General features: G+C 57.1%; 17 protein-coding genes. 7 read left to right on the forward strand and 10 right to left on the reverse strand.

Annotation, left to right across the window (positions count from 1 at the left end):
- The first annotated feature begins 72 nt into the window (after nucleotides 1-72).
- The 3 genes from glpA to glpC are packed head-to-tail and all read left to right on the forward strand — an operon-like array spanning nucleotide 73 to nucleotide 4,140.
- On the forward strand, nucleotides 73-1,701 hold the full coding sequence (glpA, locus tag ACMGGS_RS21785) for an anaerobic glycerol-3-phosphate dehydrogenase subunit A (RefSeq protein WP_414164348.1): 1,629 nt from the start codon (nucleotides 73-75) through the stop codon (nucleotides 1,699-1,701).
- Nucleotides 1,691-2,950 carry a glycerol-3-phosphate dehydrogenase subunit GlpB gene (gene glpB / locus ACMGGS_RS21790; RefSeq protein WP_414164349.1) on the forward strand — a complete coding sequence of 420 codons (1,260 nt, stop codon included), beginning with the start codon at nucleotides 1,691-1,693 and terminating at the stop codon, nucleotides 2,948-2,950. The genes glpA and glpB overlap by 11 nt, the downstream gene beginning before the upstream one ends.
- The gene (gene glpC, locus ACMGGS_RS21795) at nucleotides 2,947-4,140 is read left to right on the forward strand and encodes an anaerobic glycerol-3-phosphate dehydrogenase subunit GlpC (RefSeq protein WP_194206326.1); all 1,194 of its coding nucleotides are present in this window, start codon (nucleotides 2,947-2,949) and stop codon (nucleotides 4,138-4,140) included. Before glpB ends, glpC begins: the two co-directional genes overlap by 4 nt.
- 23 nt (nucleotides 4,141-4,163) lie before the next feature.
- Here the strand turns inward: glpC and ACMGGS_RS21800 are convergent, their stop codons facing one another.
- Nucleotides 4,164-5,360, reverse strand: a complete 1,197-nt coding sequence (locus tag ACMGGS_RS21800; protein WP_414166334.1) for a nicotinamide mononucleotide deamidase-related protein YfaY — start codon at nucleotides 5,358-5,360, stop codon at nucleotides 4,164-4,166.
- Between the two features lie 85 nt (nucleotides 5,361-5,445).
- Nucleotides 5,446-5,988, reverse strand: coding sequence for a YfaZ family outer membrane protein (locus ACMGGS_RS21805; RefSeq protein ID WP_414164350.1), 543 nt, complete (start codon nucleotides 5,986-5,988; stop codon nucleotides 5,446-5,448).
- 380 nt (nucleotides 5,989-6,368) lie between these two features.
- Here ACMGGS_RS21805 and katA point away from each other — a divergent pair, with 380 nt between their 5' ends.
- Together katA and ACMGGS_RS21815 are read left to right on the forward strand one after the other, a co-directional pair.
- Nucleotides 6,369-7,817 carry a catalase KatA gene (gene katA, locus ACMGGS_RS21810; RefSeq protein WP_414164351.1) on the forward strand — a complete coding sequence of 483 codons (1,449 nt, stop codon included), beginning with the start codon at nucleotides 6,369-6,371 and terminating at the stop codon, nucleotides 7,815-7,817.
- A 386-nt stretch (nucleotides 7,818-8,203) separates the two neighbouring features.
- A complete protein-coding gene (locus tag ACMGGS_RS21815; RefSeq protein ID WP_414164352.1) occupies nucleotides 8,204-9,184 on the forward strand; it encodes an IS110 family transposase in 981 nt (326 codons plus the stop codon).
- 228 nt (nucleotides 9,185-9,412) lie between these two features.
- Here the strand turns inward: ACMGGS_RS21815 and menE are convergent, their stop codons facing one another.
- The 7 genes from menE to ACMGGS_RS21850 form a co-directional block, all read right to left on the reverse strand.
- On the reverse strand, nucleotides 9,413-10,771 hold the full coding sequence (menE, locus tag ACMGGS_RS21820) for an o-succinylbenzoate--CoA ligase (RefSeq protein ID WP_414164353.1): 1,359 nt from the start codon (nucleotides 10,769-10,771) through the stop codon (nucleotides 9,413-9,415).
- On the reverse strand, nucleotides 10,768-11,733 hold the full coding sequence (menC, locus tag ACMGGS_RS21825; RefSeq protein WP_414164354.1) for an o-succinylbenzoate synthase: 966 nt from the start codon (nucleotides 11,731-11,733) through the stop codon (nucleotides 10,768-10,770). Before menC ends, menE begins: the two co-directional genes overlap by 4 nt.
- Nucleotides 11,733-12,590 (reverse strand): 1,4-dihydroxy-2-naphthoyl-CoA synthase, encoded by an 858-nt coding sequence (menB, locus tag ACMGGS_RS21830; protein ID WP_176920362.1) that lies wholly within the window; start codon nucleotides 12,588-12,590, stop codon nucleotides 11,733-11,735. Before menB ends, menC begins: the two co-directional genes overlap by 1 nt.
- Nucleotides 12,591-12,604: 14 nt before the next feature.
- The gene (gene menH, locus ACMGGS_RS21835; protein WP_414164355.1) at nucleotides 12,605-13,366 is read right to left on the reverse strand and encodes a 2-succinyl-6-hydroxy-2,4-cyclohexadiene-1-carboxylate synthase; all 762 of its coding nucleotides are present in this window, start codon (nucleotides 13,364-13,366) and stop codon (nucleotides 12,605-12,607) included.
- Nucleotides 13,363-15,033 (reverse strand): 2-succinyl-5-enolpyruvyl-6-hydroxy-3-cyclohexene-1-carboxylic-acid synthase, encoded by a 1,671-nt coding sequence (gene menD / locus ACMGGS_RS21840; protein ID WP_414164356.1) that lies wholly within the window; start codon nucleotides 15,031-15,033, stop codon nucleotides 13,363-13,365. Before menD ends, menH begins: the two co-directional genes overlap by 4 nt.
- 256 nt (nucleotides 15,034-15,289) lie before the next feature.
- Nucleotides 15,290-15,592, reverse strand: coding sequence for a stress response protein ElaB (elaB, locus tag ACMGGS_RS21845; RefSeq protein WP_103674351.1), 303 nt, complete (start codon nucleotides 15,590-15,592; stop codon nucleotides 15,290-15,292).
- A gap of 56 nt (nucleotides 15,593-15,648) precedes the next feature.
- Nucleotides 15,649-16,110: a GNAT family N-acetyltransferase gene (locus ACMGGS_RS21850; RefSeq protein ID WP_194206319.1), complete on the reverse strand. Its 462-nt coding sequence runs from the start codon at nucleotides 16,108-16,110 to the stop codon at nucleotides 15,649-15,651.
- Nucleotides 16,111-16,176: 66 nt separating this feature from the next.
- On the opposite strand from ACMGGS_RS21850, the gene rnz reads away from it, so the two are divergent.
- A complete protein-coding gene (rnz, locus tag ACMGGS_RS21855; protein WP_414164357.1) occupies nucleotides 16,177-17,094 on the forward strand; it encodes a ribonuclease Z in 918 nt (305 codons plus the stop codon).
- A gap of 82 nt (nucleotides 17,095-17,176) precedes the next feature.
- Nucleotides 17,177-18,178: a chemotaxis protein CheW gene (locus ACMGGS_RS21860; protein ID WP_176920357.1), complete on the forward strand. Its 1,002-nt coding sequence runs from the start codon at nucleotides 17,177-17,179 to the stop codon at nucleotides 18,176-18,178.
- 40 nt (nucleotides 18,179-18,218) lie between these two features.
- Here ACMGGS_RS21860 and ACMGGS_RS21865 read toward each other — a convergent pair whose 3' ends face one another.
- Nucleotides 18,219-19,805 (reverse strand): vWA domain-containing protein, encoded by a 1,587-nt coding sequence (locus ACMGGS_RS21865; protein ID WP_414164358.1) that lies wholly within the window; start codon nucleotides 19,803-19,805, stop codon nucleotides 18,219-18,221.
- Nucleotides 19,806-20,047: the final 242 nt, after the last annotated feature.

Here is a 20,047-nt window from a genome sequence, read left to right on the forward strand (position 1 = left end):
TGTGCTCGAAATCAAACATTCCCTGCGTTTTATATGGCTAAATGTTAATAAACGAACAGTAAGGGGAACACGATGAAGGCACCGTTAGCGCAGGAAAGTGATGTGATTGTCATTGGTGGCGGAGCCACGGGTGCCGGTATCGCGCGCGACTGCGCCCTGCGCGGGCTGCGGGTTACGCTTGTGGAACGTCATGATATCGCGACGGGTGCCACGGGGCGCAATCATGGATTGCTGCACAGCGGGGCACGTTATGCGGTGACCGATGGCGAATCGGCGCGCGAATGCATCAGTGAAAATCAGATCCTCAAACGCATCGCCCGCCACTGCGTTGAACCTACCGATGGCCTGTTTATTACCCTGCCGGAGGATGAGTTGTCATTTCAGGCAACCTTTGTCAGCGCCTGCGCAACTGCCGGCATTCGCGCGGAGATTATCGACCCAGCCCTGGCCCGGCGGATTGAACCCGCGGTTAACCCACACTTAACAGGCGCAGTCAGAGTGCCGGACGGCACCCTCGATCCCTTCCGCCTGACCGCCGCCAATATGCTGGATGCCCGCGAGCACGGTGCCACCATTCTTACCGCCCACGAAGTCACCGGGCTGGTGCGCAACGGCGCAACGGTGTGCGGCGTGCATGTCATTAACCATCTGACCGGCGAAGCGCAGACGCTTCATGCCCCGGTGGTGGTCAACGCGGCAGGGATTTGGGGCCAGCGCATCGCGGAGTATGCCGACCTGAGCATTCGCATGTTTCCGGCCAAAGGATCGCTGCTGATCCTCGATCATCGTATTAATCAGCACGTGATCAACCGCTGCCGCAAACCCTCCGACGCCGATATTCTGGTTCCTGGCGATACCATTTCGCTGATTGGCACCACCTCCCTGCATATTGATTACGCTGAGATTGACCAGAATCGGGTGACGGCAGAGGAAGTGGATATTCTGCTGCGCGAGGGGGAAAAGCTGTCGCCGATTATGGCGCAGACCCGTATTTTACGCGCCTATGCCGGGGTGCGTCCGCTGGTCGCCAGCGATGACGATCCGAGCGGGCGTAACGTCAGCCGGGGCATTGTTCTCTTCGATCACGCCAGCCGCGACGGCATGGAAGGCTTTATTACGATCACCGGCGGCAAACTGATGACCTACCGGCTGATGGCGGAATGGGCAACCGACGCCGTGTGCCGCAAGCTGGGAAATCACCAGCCCTGCACCACCGCCAGCACGCCGCTGCCCGGATCGCAGGGGCCGGTGGAACACACGCTGCAACGCATGATCTCCCTTCCTGCACCGCTGCGCGGCTCAGCGGTGTACCGTCACGGCGACCGCACGCCTTCCTGGCTGGGCGAAGGCCGCCTGCACCGCAGCCTGGTGTGCGAATGTGAAGCTGTGACCGCCGGGGAAGTCCAGTATGCGGTGGAAAATCTGGCGGTCAACAGCCTGCTCGATCTGCGCCGTCGCACCCGCGTCGGCATGGGCACCTGCCAGGGCGAACTGTGCGCCTGCCGCGCCGCGGGGCTGCTCCAGCGGTTTAACGTCACCACGTCAGCCCAGTCATTGCGCCAGCTTTCCGACTTTCTTAACGAACGCTGGAAAGGCGTCCAGCCCGTCGCGTGGGGCGATGCGCTGCGCGAAAGTGAATTCACGCGCTGGGTTTATCAGGGCCTGTGCGGGCTTGAGAAGGAGCAAAAACATGAGATTTGATGCGGTGATTATCGGCGGCGGTCTGGCGGGCCTGTTGTGCGGGCTGCGATTACAGAACGCAGGTCTGCGCTGCGCGATTGTCAGCCGGGGGCAAAGCGCCCTCGCCTTCTCCTCCGGATCGCTCGATCTGTTAAGCGTCCTGCCGGATGGCACGCCAGTGACTGACATTCGCACGGGGCTGGAGAGGATCGGCACGATGGCCCCCGACCATCCATATTCGCTGCTGGGGGTGGAAACGGTGCTTACACTGGCCCAACAAACGCAGCACCTGCTGGCGGAATGCGGGGCGTTAATGCAGGGAAATCTCAGCCGCAATCACTCCCGCGTGACGCCGCTCGGCACACTGCGCAGCGCCTGGCTTAGCCCGCAAGAGGTTCCTGTTGCGCCGCTGCCTGTCCGGCGAATTTGCGTGACAGGCATTAGCGGCATGATGGATTTCCAGCCCCATCTGGCAGCCGCCTCGCTGCGCGAATACGGGTCAGAGGTGGAGGTCGCCGAAATCGACCTGCCCGAACTGGATGTGCTGCGCGACAATCCCACGGAATTTCGCGCCGTCACTATCGCCCGCGTGCTGGACGATGAAGCGCACTGGCCGCAGCTTTATCAGGCCCTCCTGCCGCTGGCGCTGCGCTGCGACGCGCTATTGATGCCCGCCTGCTTTGGCCTGGAAGATCATCGCCTTTGCGAGTGGTTAAACCAACGGCTCCCCTGTTCGCTGCATTTATTGCCAACATTGCCGCCGTCGGTCCCTGGCCTGCGTCTGCATCGTCAGCTACAGCGTCAGTTCGTCAAATCCGGCGGCACCTGGCTGCCTGGTGACGAGGTTAGGCGGGTCACGCTGTGCGAAGGGAGGGTGAGCGATGTCTGGACCCGTCATCATGCGGATATTCCGCTGCGCCCACGTTTTGTGGTCCTTGCCAGCGGCAGCTTTTTCAGCAATGGCCTGGTGGCCGAACGCAACGGCATTCGTGAACCTGTTTTAGGGCTTGAGGTCCGGCAAACCGCCACCCGCGTCGACTGGTACGCGCATGATTTTTTCGCCCCTCAACCGTGGCAACAATTTGGCGTGAAGGTCGATAGTCGCCTGCGTCCGCAAGTGGAGGGTGAAACCCTTACCAATGTTTTCGCGGTCGGCGCGGTACTTGGCGGATTCGATCCGATTGCCCAGGGTTGCGGCGGCGGCGTCTCAGCCGTTACCGCGCTATTTGCCGCCCAGCGCATTATCGCGCTTGCCGGAGGTCAGTCATGAGCGACACGCGTTTTGAAAGCTGCATAAAATGCACGGTTTGTACCACTGCCTGCCCGGTGAGCCGCGTCAACCCGCGCTATCCCGGCCCGAAACAGGCCGGGCCGGACGGCGAACGGCTGCGTCTGAAAGATGGCGCGCTGTATGACGAGGCGCTGAAATATTGCATCAACTGCAAACGCTGCGAGGTGGCCTGCCCGTCGGACGTGAAGATTGGCGATATTATCCAGCAGGCTCGCGCCCGCTACGATACCGCTCGCCCCTCGTTACGGAATATTATTCTGAGCCATACTGATTTGCTGGGCAGCGTGTCCACGCCGTTTGCGCCGGTGGTTAACGCCGCAACCTCGCTGAAGCCGGTGCGTCAACTGCTGGATCACGCGTTAAAAATTGACCATCGCCGCACGCTGCCAAAATACTCCTTTGGCACGTTTCGCCGCTGGTACCGGAGCGTGGCGGCACAGCAGGCGCAGTACCACGATCAGGTCGCCTTCTTCCACGGTTGCTTTGTGAATTACAACCATCCGCAGTTGGGCAAAGATCTCATTCGCGTGCTCAATGCGATGGGCACCGGCGTACAACTACTGAGTAAAGAAAAATGCTGCGGCGTGCCGTTAATCGCTAACGGTTTTACCGATAAGGCGCGCAAACAAGCGGTCAGCAATGTAGCGTCGTTACGGGAAGCCATTAGTGGGAAAGGTATTCCGGTTATCGCGACCTCTTCCACCTGCACTTTCGCCCTGCGCGATGAGTATCCGCAGGTGCTGGACGTGGATAATAGCGGGTTGCGCGAACATATTGAGCTGGCTACCCGCTGGCTATGGCGCAAACTGGATGCGGGGCAAAGGCTGCCGTTAAAAACGCTGCCGCTGAAGGTGGTGTATCACACGCCGTGTCATATGGAAAAAATGGGCTGGACGCTGTATACGCTTGAACTGCTGCGCCTGATCCCAGGGCTGGAATTAACGGTGCTGGATTCACAGTGCTGCGGCATTGCCGGCACTTACGGCTTCAAGAAGGAGAATTATCCAACATCGCAGGCAATAGGCGCGCCGCTATTTCAGCAAATTGAAGAGAGCGGCGCGGATCTGGTGGTAACGGACTGTGAAACCTGCAAATGGCAAATCGAGATGTCCACCAGCAAACGCTGTGAACATCCCATTACGTTACTGGCGAAAGCGCTGGATGGGTAACAACGCCACGTTAGCAGAAGTGCCTACAGCGCCAGCGACTCCACCACGTTAATCCAGCCGTGTTCGCTGGCAATCGGTTTACCCGCCAGCCAGCGGCGCAGCATATTTAGCGCCATCATCGCAGAGACCTCCTGGCGGACCTGGAGGGAATGACGGGTGGCACTGAACTTCACGCGTAGCGCCCACGTGCCATCCGGGGTGGAAAGCGCAAAATTCAGGTGATCGGACTCCAGCCCGGTCACTGCCAGCGCCAGCCCGGCAAAGTGGCTGCGGCGACGTTCCCTCACCCAGCGTGCGGTCTGCGCCAGCGTCTCTTCCTGGGCTGGGATCACCTCCGAGGCCAGCAACGGCGCTCCGGCGCGCGAAAGCTGTAGCGCCACCAGACCGGCGGTAAATTGTTCGCTGAGGGTCAGACTGAGCTGTCGCGCCTGAAGCTGGCGGGCGATCTCCGTCGGCAACCCGTCGGTACCTTCAAAAATCAGACTCTCCCCGGCGACGCGCTTCACCTCCGGCCACAGGGCCAGCATCGCGTCGCGCTGCGCGGCAGGACCGGTCAGCTTCAGCTCAATAATCGGCATCGAAGAACGGTAGCCCATAGTCACACCCGGTGGCAGTACCAGCGGATCGAGGCTTTGCGCTAAATCGCTTTCTGAACGGCCAAAGGTGGTGAGGCGCAGGCACAGCGGTGGTTCGACGTGGGCATAGCGTTTCTGTAAACGCGGCAGGATCTGCTGCTCGACCATCACTTTAAATTCCGACGGCACGCCGGGGGTGAAGAAAATCAGGCAGCGGTTAAGCTCAAGGGCAAATCCACAGGCGGTGCCGACGGGGTTATCCACCAGCTCGGCGCTGGCCGGAATTTCGGCCTGCTTACGGTTGCTGGGAGCCATGACGCGTCCACGTTCGCTAAAAAAGCGCTCCATTTGCGCCAGCCACGCTTCATGCAGCACCAGTGCTTCACCTTTCGCCGTGGCGGCGGCTAAGGCGCTTAAATCGTCACTGGTCGGCCCCAGTCCACCATTAACGATCAGCACATCTGCATGTTCGCTGCGCTCGCGCAGGATGGCGACTAAATCGTGCAGATTATCACCAACCGTATTGCGGCGAGAAAGCGGGAATCCCTGAGTAAATAAAAAATCGGCAAGCCAGGCGGCGTTGGTATCGACGATCTGCCCGTGCAGAACTTCGTCACCCGTGGATAGCATCTCCACATTTATCATCATTTTCTCCAGCAAAAGAGGACGATTAACTATAACGCATGCGGAGGGGAAAAAAGCGGTGCGGCGATTTACCGCACCGTGGGGATCAGAAGCTGGCGTTCACGCCGACGTAAGGACCGTCAGCCACCGCGCTGTCGCGGTCGCCATCTTTACCAGTCAGGTTGATGTAGCGATAACCCGCTTCAACGCTTAACGGGCGCATGATGGTCATGCGCGCACCCGCGTTGGCTTCCTGGTAATCTTTCACCCCGCTCGAGAGCGAGTCAGGAGAGTAGTAATACTCGCCAAACAGGCGGAAACGATCGCCAATTTTCCACTGCAGGCCGCCGCCAACCGCCGCTGCATAACCCTCATCGCCTTGCTGCGGGCTAAGGTAAACGCCCTTTCCTCCGGCAGTCGCCATAAACGGCCCCAGCGGAAGATTTAAACCTAAGCCGAGACCAGCGATATCGCCGTCATCGTCGTTATGCGCCCAGTTGCCGGACATGGCCAGGCCGGTAGACTCGGTACCCAACCCTATGCCGATATTGATGTAATCTTCACCGGCTTGCCCACTGATGCTGAGCGCATTGGCAGCAGCAGAAACGAAAAGAAGTCCACAGACTCCCACCAGAATTCTTTTTTTCATTTTATTGCTTCCCACAAATGCAAAGTAAACATCCCGAAAACGCCGGGATTGTACAACCGAATCAGAGAGAAACAATGCACGAAAAACGCTATCGCCGACAATAAATGTAAGCCAGCATTGCCGGTGTATTGAGAGGCGAAAGGTATGGCTGTAATAGCGAGAGACAAATTGCGTGAGATCAATATTTTGCTTACAAATATGCTCTAAATTAATTTCTTAAATTAAACGGAAATTAAATATTTTTTTAACATTTATACCCTGAATAATTCGGATTGCAGAAAGTCAGCAAGTAAATAAATCTCGGGCGCATAGCTAACAATGCACCTGGGTGAACGGACCTTATGCAGTTCGGGATATAACGGGTATGTTGGGAGATAAAGATGAGCAAAAAAGGATTAACTACTTCCGCTGGCGCACCTGTTGCGCATAATAATAACGTCGCCACTGCCGGTCCGCGCGGTCCCATGCTGTTACAGGACGTCTGGTTTCTGGAAAAGCTGGCCCACTTTGATCGTGAGGTGATCCCGGAACGTCGTATGCACGCCAAAGGCTCTGGCGCGTATGGTACGTTTACCGTCACCCAGGATATTACTCACTACACACGCGCTAACATTTTTTCCGCCGTCGGTAAAAAAACCGATCTGTTTTTACGCTTCTCCACCGTCGCAGGCGAGCGCGGCGCGGCGGATGCCGAACGTGATATTCGTGGTTTCTCGATTAAATTTTATACCGAGGAAGGTAACTGGGATTTGGTCGGTAATAACACCCCAGTGTTTTACCTGCGCGATCCGCTGAAGTTTCCGGACCTGAATCACGTAGTGAAACGCGAGCCGCGCACCAACCTGCGCAATCCGACCTATAAATGGGATTTCTTTTCGCATTTGCCGGAATCGCTGCATCAGTTGACCATCGATTTCAGCGATCGCGGTCTGCCCTTCTCGTATCGTACGATGCATGGTTTTGGTAGCCATACGTTTAGTTTTATTAATGATAACAACGAACGCTTCTGGGTTAAGTTCCACCTGAAATCCCAGCAGGGAATTGCCAACCTGATGGATGATGAAGCCAAACGGCTGGTGGCGGAAGACCGGGAAAGCTCGCAGCGTGATTTGTTTGACTCCATTGAGAAAGGTGATTTCCCGCGCTGGACATTTTACGTGCAGATCATGCCGGAAGCCGAGGCGTCGAAAGTGCCTTATAACCCGTTCGATCTGACGAAAGTCTGGCCGCATGGGGATTATCCGTTGATTGAAGTCGGCGTGCTGGAGCTGAACCGTAACCCGGATAACTATTTTGCCGAGGTGGAACAGGTGGCGATGTCGCCCGCTAACGTGGTGCCAGGCATTGGTTTCTCTCCGGACCGCATGTTGCAGGGTCGTCTGTTCTCCTATGGCGATGCACACCGCTACCGTCTCGGCGTCAATCACCATCAGATCCCGGTGAATGCCCCGCGCTGCCCGTTCCATAATTACCATCGCGATGGCGCGATGCGCGTGGATGGCAACAGCGGCAACGGTCCAACCTACGAACCGAACAGCTTTGGCGTGTTCCAGGAGCAGCCGGATTACAGCGAACCGCCGTTAAGCCTGGAAGGCGCAGCGGATCACTGGAATCACCGTGAGGATACCGACTACTTCAGCCAGCCGCGTAAGCTGTATGAGTTGCTGAGCGAAGAGGAGCATCAGCGGATGTTCGCCCGCATCGCCGGGGATATGAAAGACGTGCCGGAGTTTATTCAGCAGCGGCAGATTGGGTTGTTCAGTGAAGTTCATCCGGAGTACGGCGCAGGCGTGGCGGCGGCGTTGGCGGCATTGAAGGAAGCAAAATAATCACCTGAAGGGGCTTTATGCCGGGCGGCGCTGCGCTTGCCCGGCCTGTAAAATCCTGCCATATCAACGGGCTGGCATTGTCACCGCATTGCCGGGTGGCGGCTTCGCCTTACCCGGCCTACCAGATCCTGCCATATCAATGGGCTGACATTCTCACCGCATTGCCGGGTGGCGGCTTCGCCTTACCCGGCCTTGTATTATCCTTTCTGAGCAGAGAGAGCCGGCCAGTTCTCCCTGCCATGCAGTCCGCATGCCGGACCCGGCCTCAGGCTCAAAGCCTGTTTTGTAGATCTATGCAGCGGACTGCCCTTCTCCACAGGTGACAAACCGGACAGTATCATGGACCGGTTTTCCCGGTAATCCGCATTCACAAGGTTGGTCTCACTATGGAACAGGAACTGCATTTTATTGGTATCGACGTCTCTAAAGCGAAGCTGGATGTTGATGTGCTGCGGCCCGATGGCCGTCACCGCAGTAAAAAGTTTGCCAACACCCCGAAGGGCCACGATGAGCTGGTCCGCTGGCTGAACAGCCATCAGGCTGCGCCTGCACATATCTGTATGGAAGCCACCAGTACGTACATGGAAGACGCCGCCGCGCATCTCAGCGATGCGGGGTTCACGGTATCGGTCATCAATCCCGCCCGCGGTAAAGCCTTCGCACAGAGCGAGGGACTGCGCAGCAAAACGGACGCCGTCGACGCCCGGATGCTGGCAGAGTTCTGCCGCCAGAAGCGGCCTGCTGCATGGCAGGCGCCTCATCCGGTTGAACGGGCGCTGCGGGCACTGGTGCTGCGCCATCAGTCGCTGACGGACATGCACACCCAGGAGCTTAACCGGCTGGAGACAGCGCGGGACGTTCAGATGCCGAGTATTGACGCGCATCTTCTGTGGCTTGATGCCGAACTGAAACGTCTTGAAAAACAGATAAAGGACCTGACGGATGATGACCCGGATATGAAGCACCGCAGGAAGCTGCTGGAAAGTATCCCGGGTATCGGGGAAAAGACGTCAGCGGTGCTGCTGGCGTACATCGGTCTGGAAAACCGGTTCGGCGGAGCGAGACAGTTCGCGGCCTTCGCGGGACTGACGCCCCGCCATCATGAATCAGGGAGCAGCGTGCGCGGCGCAGGGCGGATGAGTAAGGCGGGCCATGTGTCGCTTCGCAGGGCGCTGTACATGCCGGCGATGGTGGCAGTAAGCAAAACGACCTGGGGGCGGGCGTTCCGTGACCGTCTGGCGGCTAACGGCAAACGGGGAAAAGTCATCATCGGGGCGATGATGCGTAAACTGGCGCAGGTGGCCTACGGTGTGCTGAAATCGGGCGAGTCGTTCGACGCGTCCAGGCATGCACCGGTAGCGGCTTAACCGGGTCGTGAAAGGAAAAAACAGCGCCTGACGGCGCTGTGGTTGTCATGCCTGTAATCCGGGAAACCGGAAGATAAAAAAAACTTGCGGGCTATAACAGTATCTACAAAATCCATTATATCAACGAGTTGCACGTAACCCGTAGGCCCGTGCAAGCGCAGCGCCGCCGGGCATGTTGTGCACTGGTGCGTCGTTTAACACTCTGCCAAAAACCTCAGCCTCGTCTGCTTATTGCCCTGCTACCCACGCCTGCAATGCCTGCCGGGAGATTTTGATCCCGCCAGTTTTAAGCGTTTCAGGCAAGGGCAGCCAGCGTACCGGCTGCTGGAAACCGGCGAGTTTGTCTTTAACCCACAGGGATAACTGCGCGCTATTCAGCGGCGTATCGCTCTCCACCACCGCCACCGGGCGTTGGCCAAATTCCGGGTCCGCGACAGGCACCACGAATACCTGCATCACCTGCGGGTGCGCGGCGATAATCCGTTCCACCTCTTCCGGCTGAACGCCCTCCCCGCCGCTGAAAAAGAGATTATCCAGCCTGCCGAGAATAGTTAACCTGCCGTCACGCAGCTCGCCGCGGTCGCGGGTGGCAAACCAGCCCCGGTCGTTTACCAGCGGCAATACGTTTCCGTCACGCCAGTAGCCGTTAGCCATACTGGCAGCGCGCAGCCAGACTTCGCCGTTGACCAGTTGCATCTCTCGTCCCGGCAATGGCGTACCGACATCGGCCAGGCCGTCCGCTTCTTTTGCGCAAACCGTTGAGGCGAATTCCGTCAGCCCATAGCCGCACCAGCTACGGATGCCACGCTGCTGCGCTTTGCGGGTCAATTCAACCGGGATCGCTGCCCCGCCTAACAATACGGCTTTCAGCGCGATGCGGCCATCGTTCTCTAACAGCCGCCAGAGTTGCGTCGGCACCAGGGAAGCATGAGTACATCCTTCAAGCGCCTGCTCCAGCGGCTGCTTCACGCGCACCGTCAGCCGCGCCCCCGCCCGTAACCAGCGCCAGAGTATGCCCTGCCCGGAGACGTGAAACAGGGGTAGCGAAAGCAGCCAGTCATCTTCAGGCGTAAAGGGGATCATCGCCAGCACGCCTTCGGCGCTGGCAAGATGCGCCTCGCAAGTATGCACCGCCGCTTTCGGCAGGCCCGTTGAGCCGGAGGTTAAGGTCATTGAGGCCAGACGCTGAGGCTGCCAGGCGACGGCATATTCTCCTTCGGTTTCTTTCAGTATTAACGCCGTGAGACCGGGAAAATGCCGATCGCTTTCCGCGTCCAGCGCATGATGCAACGTCAGCCGGGGCAACAGTTGCTCCAGCAACGGCTGAGGTAACTGCGGGTTTAGTGGCAGCACCCTCGCACCGCACTGCAATAGTGCCAGCCATGACAAGAGCACATCGGGATGATTCGTCCCGCGTAACATCACGCCATCGCCCTCGCGCACGCCCTGCGCCGCAAAGCCTGCCGCCAGCGCGTCAATACGAATGCATAGCGTGTTCCAGCTTAACATCTGGTTGTCGAGACGCAGCGCCTGCGCCTCGCCCCGCAGCCGCCGCCAGTGCCGCCACGGCCAGTCGGTAAAGATCATAGCAGCGACTCCAGCGCACGTTGATCCAGGCACGGTAACGGGCTACCGGGCCAACGGCGAAGCAATTGTGACTGCATCAGACTCAGGGTATCGAGACCGGGAATAGTCTGCGGCGTCAGCCAGGCGGCAAGGCGTGCCAGCTGAGTCAGCCCTAAGCTGGATTCAATCGACGAACTGATCACCGCCGTCAATCCCAGCGCGTGCGCCGCGTTGACCTGCTCACGCACCTTTTGCAGACTGCCGGTTAATGTCGGCTTAATGACGACCGCCCGCAGTCCAGGTTCCGCAGCGAACACAAAATCCGCCTCGCGCAGGCTTTCATCCCAGGCAATGCCAATGCCGGTTTCGCGGGCAAAAGCACGGGAGTCTTCGCGGGTTTTGCACGGCTCCTCAAGAAAGGCAATGCGGTCGCGCCAGGCAGGGTTAACGTATTTAGCAAACTGCTGCGCTTTGAGCGGCGTCCAGGCGCGATTAGCGTCAAGTCGAAGTTGCAGATCGGGAATGGCTTCCAGCAGCAGGTTGACCACCATGCCGTCACGCACAGCCTCATACAAACCGACTTTCACCTTCGCCACTTTCTCACCGGGCATCGCTGCCAGCACCGGCAGAAGCTCATCTGGATCGCCAGTGCACAGCGGCGCAGCGCGATAGTCCGCCGCCTGCGGCAGTTCATCGTGCAGCTCTGCCAGCGCACAACTGGCACCAAACGCTACCGAGGGAAGTACGGGCGCGTCAGTATCGCCGTGCTGCTGCCAGCGTTGCGCCCACTGAAGCAGTTCAGCCTGCGCCTCTTCCCACGTTTCATGACTGAAACCGGGGAGCGGGGAGATCTCCCCCCACCCTTCGCGCTCACCGTCACTCAGGCATAAAAACAGCCCGTCGCGGGTTTTTAAGCGCCGCTCCCGCAGTACCACCCCCGCGTCCATCGGGATCTGCCAACGCCAGACCTGCGCGCGACGCATTATGGGTTCCGTTTGAATTTGCTGAAGTCAGGCTGGCGCTTCTGATTAAACGCGTTGCGTCCCTCCTGCCCTTCTTCGGTCATGTAGAACAGCATAGTGGCGTTACCCGCCAGCTCCTGCAAACCGGCCTGACCATCGCAGTCAGCATTCAGCGCGGCTTTCAGGCAGCGCAGCGCCATCGGGCTGTTTTGCAGCATCTCACGACACCAGCGCACGGTCTCTTTTTCGAGATCCGCCAGCGGAACCACGGTATTGACCAGACCCATATCCAGCGCCTGTTTCGCATCGTACTGGCGACACAGGAACCAGATTTCACGCGCTTTTTTCTGCCCGACGATACGCGCCATGTAAGATGCGCCCCAGCCGCCGTCGAAAGAACCCACTTTCGGCCCGGTCTGACCAAAAATGGCGTTTTCCGCCGCAATCGTCAGATCGCACATCATATGCAGTACGTGCCCACCGCCAATCGAATAGCCTGCCACCATGGCCACCACCGGTTTCGGGCAGGTACGGATCTGGCGCTGGAAATCCAGTACGTTCAGATGATGAACGCCAGAATCATCCTGATAGCCGCCGTAGTCACCGCGGACTTTCTGATCGCCACCGGCACAGAAAGCCTGATCGCCTTCGCCGGTCAGGATGATCACCCCGATATTGTCATCGTAGCGGGCATCGGCCAGCGCCTGAATCATCTCTTTAACGGTCAGCGGACGAAACGCATTACGCACCTGCGGACGATTAATGGTGATTTTGGCGATGCCATCGGCAGATTTTTGATAGCGAATATCGGTGTAGCCTTCCGAACAGTCCTGCCATTCAGCGGGGGCGTAAAGCATGTTTTCATCAGGATAAATCATCTTATTTCCTTAGATCAAAGTGGCAATAACTGTGCCAGAGCGGCAGCAACGCCAGCGGGAGCTTCCCGGTGGGCATTGTGTCCGGCGGCAGAAATACAGTGGCAAGGCACGTTAAGTTCATCAGCAATCGCCCTGAACTTCGCATCACGCTCGCCGCAGAGATACCAGAAGGGAAAATCCCGGACATGGAGCGCCGGACGTAAATCAGGCTGCACCGCCAGCGAGGTTGCCAGCAGCATGTCCGCCAGCGCCGGACCGTTATTCTGCTGGCGGAGTAAAACCAGTTCATCACGCTGGGTGGCGGTGAGTGAAGCAAAAACGGGCTGCTGATACCAGAGCGCAAAAACCTCGTCGAGCGGCTGGTGGCGAAAGCGCCCGGCCCAGCGCTGATCTGAGAGCCAGCGATCGTGACGGGCCGTGTCATCCTGCAAGCCCGGATGCCCGCCCTCCACTACCACGCCCCGCAATCCGGGCCATTTGGACTGGCAAGCCCAGTGCATCGCAACGCGGCCGCCGAGCGAGTACCCCACCAGCCAGACTTCAAGTATGTTGTAACTAATTAGCGTGGCGGTAAGCGCCGCATCCACGTCGGCGAAATCATCAACCCGCAGCGCCGCTGAACCGCCATGGCCGGGCAGGTCAATATAGAGGCGCGAGTAATCCTGAAACTGATCCCCGATTGCACGCCATTCACGGTGGTCCCCGGAAAAACCGTGCAGGAAAACCAGCCAGGGCTTGGCCGCCGACCCACGTTTCGCTACCGCATGGAGCTTCACAACTGGCTTACCTGAGCAAGAAGATGCTGCAAGGTCTGCGCGCCGTCGGTGCTGTTCACCACCACCTCTACAATGGTTGCCGAAGGCGTGCGCCATGCCCCCGCCAGCGCATCCTCCAGCGCTTCCCAGTCATCGACGCGCGCATAGCCGAGGCCGAACATCGCGGCCGCATGATCAAAGTGAAGGTTTTGCGGCATCGTGTAGAAACGTTCGCGCTCGTTAACCGGGGTCGGCAGCAGGGAAAATATCTGCCCGCCGTTGTTATTGACCACGATAAGCACCAGCGGCGCTGAGACCTGACGCAGTAGCGCCAGGCTATTGAGATCGTACAAAGCAGATAAATCGCCGACAATCGCCAGCGTCGGTCTGGCGCTGGCGCGCTGGACACCCGCCGCGGTGGCGATCAGCCCGTCAATGCCGCTGGCCCCGCGATTGCTGTATACCGGGAAGCCGGCGGGAAGCTGACCCAGCGCGTCAATCAGACGCACCACCAGGCTGTTACCGACAAAAAGCTGCCCCTGTTCCGGCAGATAGTCGCTGATACGGTGCGCCAGTTGTGCTTCGCCAAACGTCTCCCGAGTGGCCTGCACTTTTTGCCATGCCTGCTGCGCCAGATGCGGAATAGTCACGCACCAGGGCTGGCGTTTTTCTGCCGGATGTTTAACCAGCCAGTCGCTTACCGTGCTAACCAGTCGACGTCCGCGATGCTGCGCCGGATCCAGGCGTCCGGTGAGATTATCGACCAGCCAGTATTCTTCCGGTTCGCAGCTCATCTGCCACTGTAAAAGCCGCTTACCGGTCAGGCTGCTGCCAAGCTGAACCACGATTTGCGCCTGCTGAAGTTCACTGACCGCCTGCGAATTACCAAGCCACAAATCCGCGCAGGGCAGCGGCTGCCCGGTTTGCGCCAGCACATCACCAATCAGCGGCCAGCCCAGCGTGTTTGCCCATTCCGCAACCCGTTTTCCCTCACTCGCGCTCATTCGGCCGGCAATCACAACGCCGCGCTTCTGCCGCCAGTAAAACCAGTCGCGCTGGATATCACTCTTGAGCGTTAGCGTACTCTCTAGCCAGGGCTTTTCATCCTGCCACCACTCGCCCAGCGCCTGTTGCCACGCCAGATCGGTATCGTCCATTTCGCCGTATAACGGCTCGGCAAAAGGACAGTTGATATGCACGCCGCCTGCATGCAGGTTTCCCAGCGCGTTGTCAATTGAGGAAACCAGCCATCTGGCCGGAATGTCCGGGCTGGGGCGAGGCAGCGATAGCGACTGTGCAGGATGAGTGGCAAACATGCCCGGCTGGCGGATTGCCTGGTTTGCGCCGCAATCAATCAATTCCGGTGGACGGTCGGCAGTGAGAAGAATGAGTTTTTCACCGGTCAGCCCCGCTTCGATGAGTGCCGGATAGAGATTAGCCACCGCCGTCCCGGAGGTAACAATCACCGCCACCGGCTCGCCGCTGACTTTTGCCAGCCCAAGCGCCAGATGCCCCAGCCCACGCTCATCAAAATGGGTATGCGGGATAAGCATTCGGTTTGCCGCCGCCGCGAGCGTCAGCGGTGTGGAACGGGAGCCTGGTGCGATACACACATGCCGCACGCCGTGGCGCGTTAAGGCTTCCAGAATGACCGTCGCCCAGCGTCGGTTAAATGCGCTTACTGACATAAATTTGTCCGCTATCAATATTGCGACACATTATAAATAATAGAAAATGATGAATTTTTGATATGAGTCGGGATTGTGTGAGTCATTGCAACAAAAGCGGCAATAAATCCAGTCATGCGGTCTTAAGAGAGAGGGGTAAGGCAGATCGTGAGGCTCAACAGTCAGAGAAAGGCACTTCTCCACCCGCTTAAAACCCGGCAATTATAAAGGGTACTGCCGGAAAAGGCAGTACCCATGAGGAGGGAGTGTCAGAAAATTAGCCGCGAAGCAGCAAACCCAGTACCAGGCCCGCCGCTGCGCCAATACCGACGCCCTGCCACGGTTTTTCGCGCACATAGTCATCCGCGCGGTAAGCAACTTGTTTTGCCCGGTAGTAATAGGTGTCAGACGCCTGGCTTACGCGGTTTTTAACGTCTTCCAAAGACTGCTCGGCGCGGGCTTTCAGCTCAATGTATTTCTGATCGGTAGGATCCCCGGAGGAGCGCAGTACTTCCTCCAGCGTCTCGCTCAGAAGAGTCAGATCGTCGTCGATTCGTGATTCATAAGAGTGATAAGACATTTGCTTTCTCCATGTTTTACAAGGCCAGTCAGTTAACTATAGACAATGACTTTGCGTTACGCCTGGTCAACTTCACGCGCCATGCCGATATGCGGAATATCATCCTCAAGATAAATCTCCGTCACCGGACGGAAGCCGAACCGGGCATAGAAATTTTGCAAATGGGCCTGCGCGCTCAGGTATAACGCATGCTGCGGCCAGTGCTGCTCACAGCTTGCCACCGCTCTGGAGAGAAGTTGATACCCCAGTTTTTCGCCGCGAACCGCCTCGCTGACAATCACCCGACCAATCACCACCGGGTCATATTCGCTCTCACTTTTCAGAATCCTCGCATACGCCACCAGCGTATTATCGCGCCAGCCGAGGAGATGCCGGTTCTCACCCACCAGATCGTCATCATCAATATCCAGGTACGGACAGTTTTGTTCAACGACAAAGACTTCACAGCGCAGTTTGAGCAACGCATAAAGCTGAGGAACGGTTAACTGCGAATGATGAAGATCCTGCCACTGAATCATGCTGTGCTCCTTATTGAGATCGTCGCGTTATAATGAGGTTTTCATACGCGGCGAGGGTAACAATTGATGGAATTAACTTTTTTGGGAACGTCCGCCGGGGTGCCAACCCGTACGCGTAATATGACGTCGATTTTAGTCAATTTGCAACAGCCAACCGCGTCTGCCATATGGCTGTTTGACTGCGGCGAAGCTACTCAGCATCAATTGCTTAACACGGTTTTCCATCCTGGCAAACTGGATAAAATCTTTATTACCCATCTGCACGGCGATCATCTGTTCGGTCTGCCCGGTCTGTTATGCAGCCGTTCGATGCAGGGCAACCCGCAGCCGCTCACGCTCTACGGACCAAAAGGATTGCGCGAGTTTGTCGAAACCGCGCTGCGCTTAAGCGGCTCGTGGACCGATTACCCGCTGACGATTGAAGAAATCAGCGCCGGGCACGTGTTTAGCGACGATCACTATACCGTCACGGCGTTTGCCCTAAATCATCCGGTGGAGTGTTACGGCTACCGTATCGAAGAGCACGACAAACCCGGCGCACTGAATGCCGCCGCGCTGAAAGCCGAGGGCGTTGCGCCCGGCCCGCTGTTTCAGCAGCTCAAGCAGGGACTTGCCGTCGCCCTGGAGGATGGCCGGGTGATTAACGGTCAGGATTATCTGAGTGCGCCAACGCCGGGTAAAAAGCTGGCCATTTTTGGCGATACCGCGCCCTGCCCCGCCGCGTTAAGCCTCGCTGACGGCGTAGACCTGATGGTGCATGAAACCACGCTGGAGCACGCTATGGCGGAAAAAGCCAATAGCCGGGGTCACTCCTCCACGATCCAGACCGCCGAACTGGCAAAGGCGGCTGGGGTTGGCAGGCTGGTCGTGACTCACGTCAGTTCCCGCTACGATGCCGCTGGCTGCGCAGAGCTTCTGGCTGAATGTCGTCGCATCTTTCCTGAGACCCAACTGGCGGAAGATTTCGTCGTCGTCACGGTTTGAATGTAAAGCCCTCGATTTTTTCCACAAGGTGCCGATAACCCGGTAATACGGTTTCGCGTTTACCTTACCTCCTGAGGGCTTTATGGATACTTTTCAGAAAGACATCGACGACAGGGCCAATCTGACCCTGTCGAACCGCTTCGAACTGCTGCTGTTTCGTCTTGGCGAGTCCGCCCATGATGCGAAATCCGAGCTGTTCGGCATTAACGTCTTTAAGCTGCGCGAGATTGTCCCCATGCCGACCTTCACGCGTCCGGCGGGGATCAAGCCGCCGCTGCTCGGAATGGTCAACATTCGCGATCAAATTATTCCGGTGATCGACCTTCCTGCCGTCGCTGGCTGTAAGCCCTCAACAGGTCTGAATATTTTATTGATTACTGAGTACGCCCGCAGCGTGCAGGCCTTTGCGGTGGAATCGGTGGAAAATATTATTCGCCTCGACTGGACGCAGATCCACACCGCCGAGAAAGCCATTAACGGTCAATATATCACCAGCATCGCCTGTCTGGACGAGGATAAAAACAGCAATAATCTCGCGCTGGTCATCGACGTTGAACAGATCCTGTATGACATCGTTCCGGCGGAACACGATCTGCACGCCACCAACTTACAGACGCAAAAATTTAAGGTGAAAGCTGGCTCTACCGCCATCGTGGCGGAGGATTCAAAAGTGGCGAGAATGATGCTGGCGAAAGCCCTGGAGTCGATGGAAATCCCGGCGCAGCTGCATATTACCGGTAAAGAAGCATGGGAAAAAATCGAAAAGCTGGCTGAAGAAGCCCGCAATGAAGGTGTACCGGTGACCGATAAAATTTCGCTGGTGCTCACCGACCTGGAAATGCCGGAGATGGATGGCTTCACCCTCACCCGCAAGATCAAAACCGATGAGCGCCTGAAACATATTCCGGTGGTGATCCACTCGTCGCTGTCCGGCAACGCTAACGAAGATCATATTCGCAAAGTACAGGCCGACGGCTACGTGGCGAAATTTGAGATTAACGAACTCTCTTCGGTCATTCAGGAAGTGCTGGATCGCGCGGCGACAAACGGTCAGGGACCGCTGATCAGCCGCAAAAGCGCCTGACGTAACAGGGGATGCCTGTGCTGTAGACATCCCCTGACGCTTAATGAGATAAGCCTTCCGCCAGTTTTACCAGTTTACTAAACTCCGCGCGATAGCCTTGCTTATCTTCCCCGCGCGCCTGTTCACCCCATTTAATAATTTGCGGCCAGCTCGTATCCGCCAGATATTCTGAACCATGCAGTTTTTGCCCGTATGCCGATACCGCAGCCCGGAAACGAAAATCTTCTGAGGCGTTAGCAAAGGTTGGCATCTCTCCCATAACGACCGGGAACTCGGCTAAGGTACTTTCGCTGGCCTGCGGCGCTTTCCAGCGCAGTTTGATCCACGCCAGTTCGCTTGATTTTGTTGGTTTTGATGTGGCTTTGTCCTGAGCGTAGCGCAGTTTATCCACAGAGGCTTTCTGCCCGTTAAGCGTCAGTTCAAAGAACAATGTGACGTGTTTACCCGCGCCGATATCACCAGCATCAACTTTATCGTTATTAAAATCCTCGTCGCGCAGCTGACGTTTTTCATAACCAATCTGCCGGTACTCGGTCACCCACTGCGGATTAAATTCGATTTGCGATTTCACATCTTTGGCAACGGTGACCAGCGTTTGATGCATTTCATCATTGAGGACTTTTTGCGCCTCGGAGAGGGAGTCTATATAGCTGTAATTGCCGTTACCCACATCAGCAATTCTTACCATCATGGCTTCGTTGAAGTTGTCATCGCCGACGCCCAGCGTGGATAAGGTAATACCTTTCTCGCGCTCTTTTTTCACCAGCGCTTCGATGTCTTTGGGATCGGTAATACCGAGGTTAAAGTCGCCGTCGGTAGTCAGCAAAATACGGTTTACGCCGCCTTTGATAAACCCTTTTTCGGCCTGCTCGTAAGCCAGCCGTAACCCAGCCTCTCCTCCCGTACCGCCATAAGCATTCAGGCTGTCAATTGCCGCTTTAATCGCGTTTTTGTCATTCCCTGCCGTGGACTCAAGCGCGACGCGAGTTTCGCCCGCGTAAGTCACGATGGTGATGTGATCCTGCGCGCGCAGGTCGTTAACCAGCAGCTTTAATGCTGACTGGATCAGCGGCAGGCGTTCTGCGGAGTGCATTGAGCCGGACGTGTCAATGAGAAAGACCAGATTGGCAGGCGGCAGCTCCACGGTCTTCATGTCCCTTGCCTGAACATCGACTTTTAACAGCGTGCGCTGCGCATTCCACGGCGAGGGAGCCAGTTCGTATTTGACCGCAAATGGCATCGGTTTACTGGCGGCCTCTGAGGTGTTGATATCTTTTTTAAACTGAGGGGCAGGAAAATAGTTGAGCATCTCTTCTACCCGCACGGCGTCGGGCGGCGGCAGTTGCCCCTGATTCAGAAAGCGCCGCACGTTAGCGTAGCTGCCAGTGTCTACATCCAGGCTAAACGTGGCGAGGGGTGTCTGGCTTACTTGTTTGATCGGGTTTTCATCGTAGTGGGTATATCTGGCGCTGGAGACAGGAGACGGCTTTATGGATGCGCTACCGCTTAGCCATCCTCCGCTCGACTGCATTGATACTCCTGACGAGGCGGAGCCGACGATGCCCTGGCTACAGCCGCCCAGTAAAAGCATACATATAGATATTATTAATACATTGTCATTATTCATACAAATTCCTTTTTATATACTCCAACTAATTCACGTTACAGGAAAAAACGCTTCAGGTGCTTTTGAAAAGCGGTTGTGCCAGCCTGCCGGAACGGAGTCCTGAGATGGTTCGAATAGCCCGCAGCCTTCACATATACAATGTGAAGTATGACGAGTATATATTTTCCTACCCTCCCTTGCATAAAAAATACATAATACCTGAACAGAAGAACTCATAATTTTAAAAAATATAAAATGGAATT

Origin of the sequence: Superficieibacter sp. BNK-5 (assembly GCF_047456055.1) — a bacterium.
GTDB lineage: Bacteria > Pseudomonadota > Gammaproteobacteria > Enterobacterales > Enterobacteriaceae > Superficieibacter.

What these genes read in the sequence shown, in the direction of transcription:
- menE (WP_414164353.1), bottom strand. Translation starts at nt 10,771, where the DNA reads ATGATCTTTACCGACTGGCCGTGGCGGCACTGGCGGCGGCTGCGGGGC.
- ACMGGS_RS21805 (WP_414164350.1), bottom strand. Translation starts at nt 5,988, where the DNA reads ATGAAAAAAAGAATTCTGGTGGGAGTCTGTGGACTTCTTTTCGTTTCT.
- glpB (WP_414164349.1), top strand. Translation starts at nt 1,691, where the DNA reads ATGAGATTTGATGCGGTGATTATCGGCGGCGGTCTGGCGGGCCTGTTG.
- menD (WP_414164356.1), bottom strand. Translation starts at nt 15,033, where the DNA reads ATGTCAGTAAGCGCATTTAACCGACGCTGGGCGACGGTCATTCTGGAA.
- ACMGGS_RS21850 (WP_194206319.1), bottom strand. Translation starts at nt 16,110, where the DNA reads ATGATTCAGTGGCAGGATCTTCATCATTCGCAGTTAACCGTTCCTCAG.
- glpC (WP_194206326.1), top strand. Translation starts at nt 2,947, where the DNA reads ATGAGCGACACGCGTTTTGAAAGCTGCATAAAATGCACGGTTTGTACC.
- menB (WP_176920362.1), bottom strand. Translation starts at nt 12,590, where the DNA reads ATGATTTATCCTGATGAAAACATGCTTTACGCCCCCGCTGAATGGCAG.
- elaB (WP_103674351.1), bottom strand. Translation starts at nt 15,592, where the DNA reads ATGTCTTATCACTCTTATGAATCACGAATCGACGACGATCTGACTCTT.
- ACMGGS_RS21860 (WP_176920357.1), top strand. Translation starts at nt 17,177, where the DNA reads ATGGATACTTTTCAGAAAGACATCGACGACAGGGCCAATCTGACCCTG.
- rnz (WP_414164357.1), top strand. Translation starts at nt 16,177, where the DNA reads ATGGAATTAACTTTTTTGGGAACGTCCGCCGGGGTGCCAACCCGTACG.
- glpA (WP_414164348.1), top strand. Translation starts at nt 73, where the DNA reads ATGAAGGCACCGTTAGCGCAGGAAAGTGATGTGATTGTCATTGGTGGC.
- katA (WP_414164351.1), top strand. Translation starts at nt 6,369, where the DNA reads ATGAGCAAAAAAGGATTAACTACTTCCGCTGGCGCACCTGTTGCGCAT.
- ACMGGS_RS21815 (WP_414164352.1), top strand. Translation starts at nt 8,204, where the DNA reads ATGGAACAGGAACTGCATTTTATTGGTATCGACGTCTCTAAAGCGAAG.
- menC (WP_414164354.1), bottom strand. Translation starts at nt 11,733, where the DNA reads ATGCGTCGCGCGCAGGTCTGGCGTTGGCAGATCCCGATGGACGCGGGG.
- ACMGGS_RS21800 (WP_414166334.1), bottom strand. Translation starts at nt 5,360, where the DNA reads ATGATAAATGTGGAGATGCTATCCACGGGTGACGAAGTTCTGCACGGG.
- ACMGGS_RS21865 (WP_414164358.1), bottom strand. Translation starts at nt 19,805, where the DNA reads ATGAATAATGACAATGTATTAATAATATCTATATGTATGCTTTTACTG.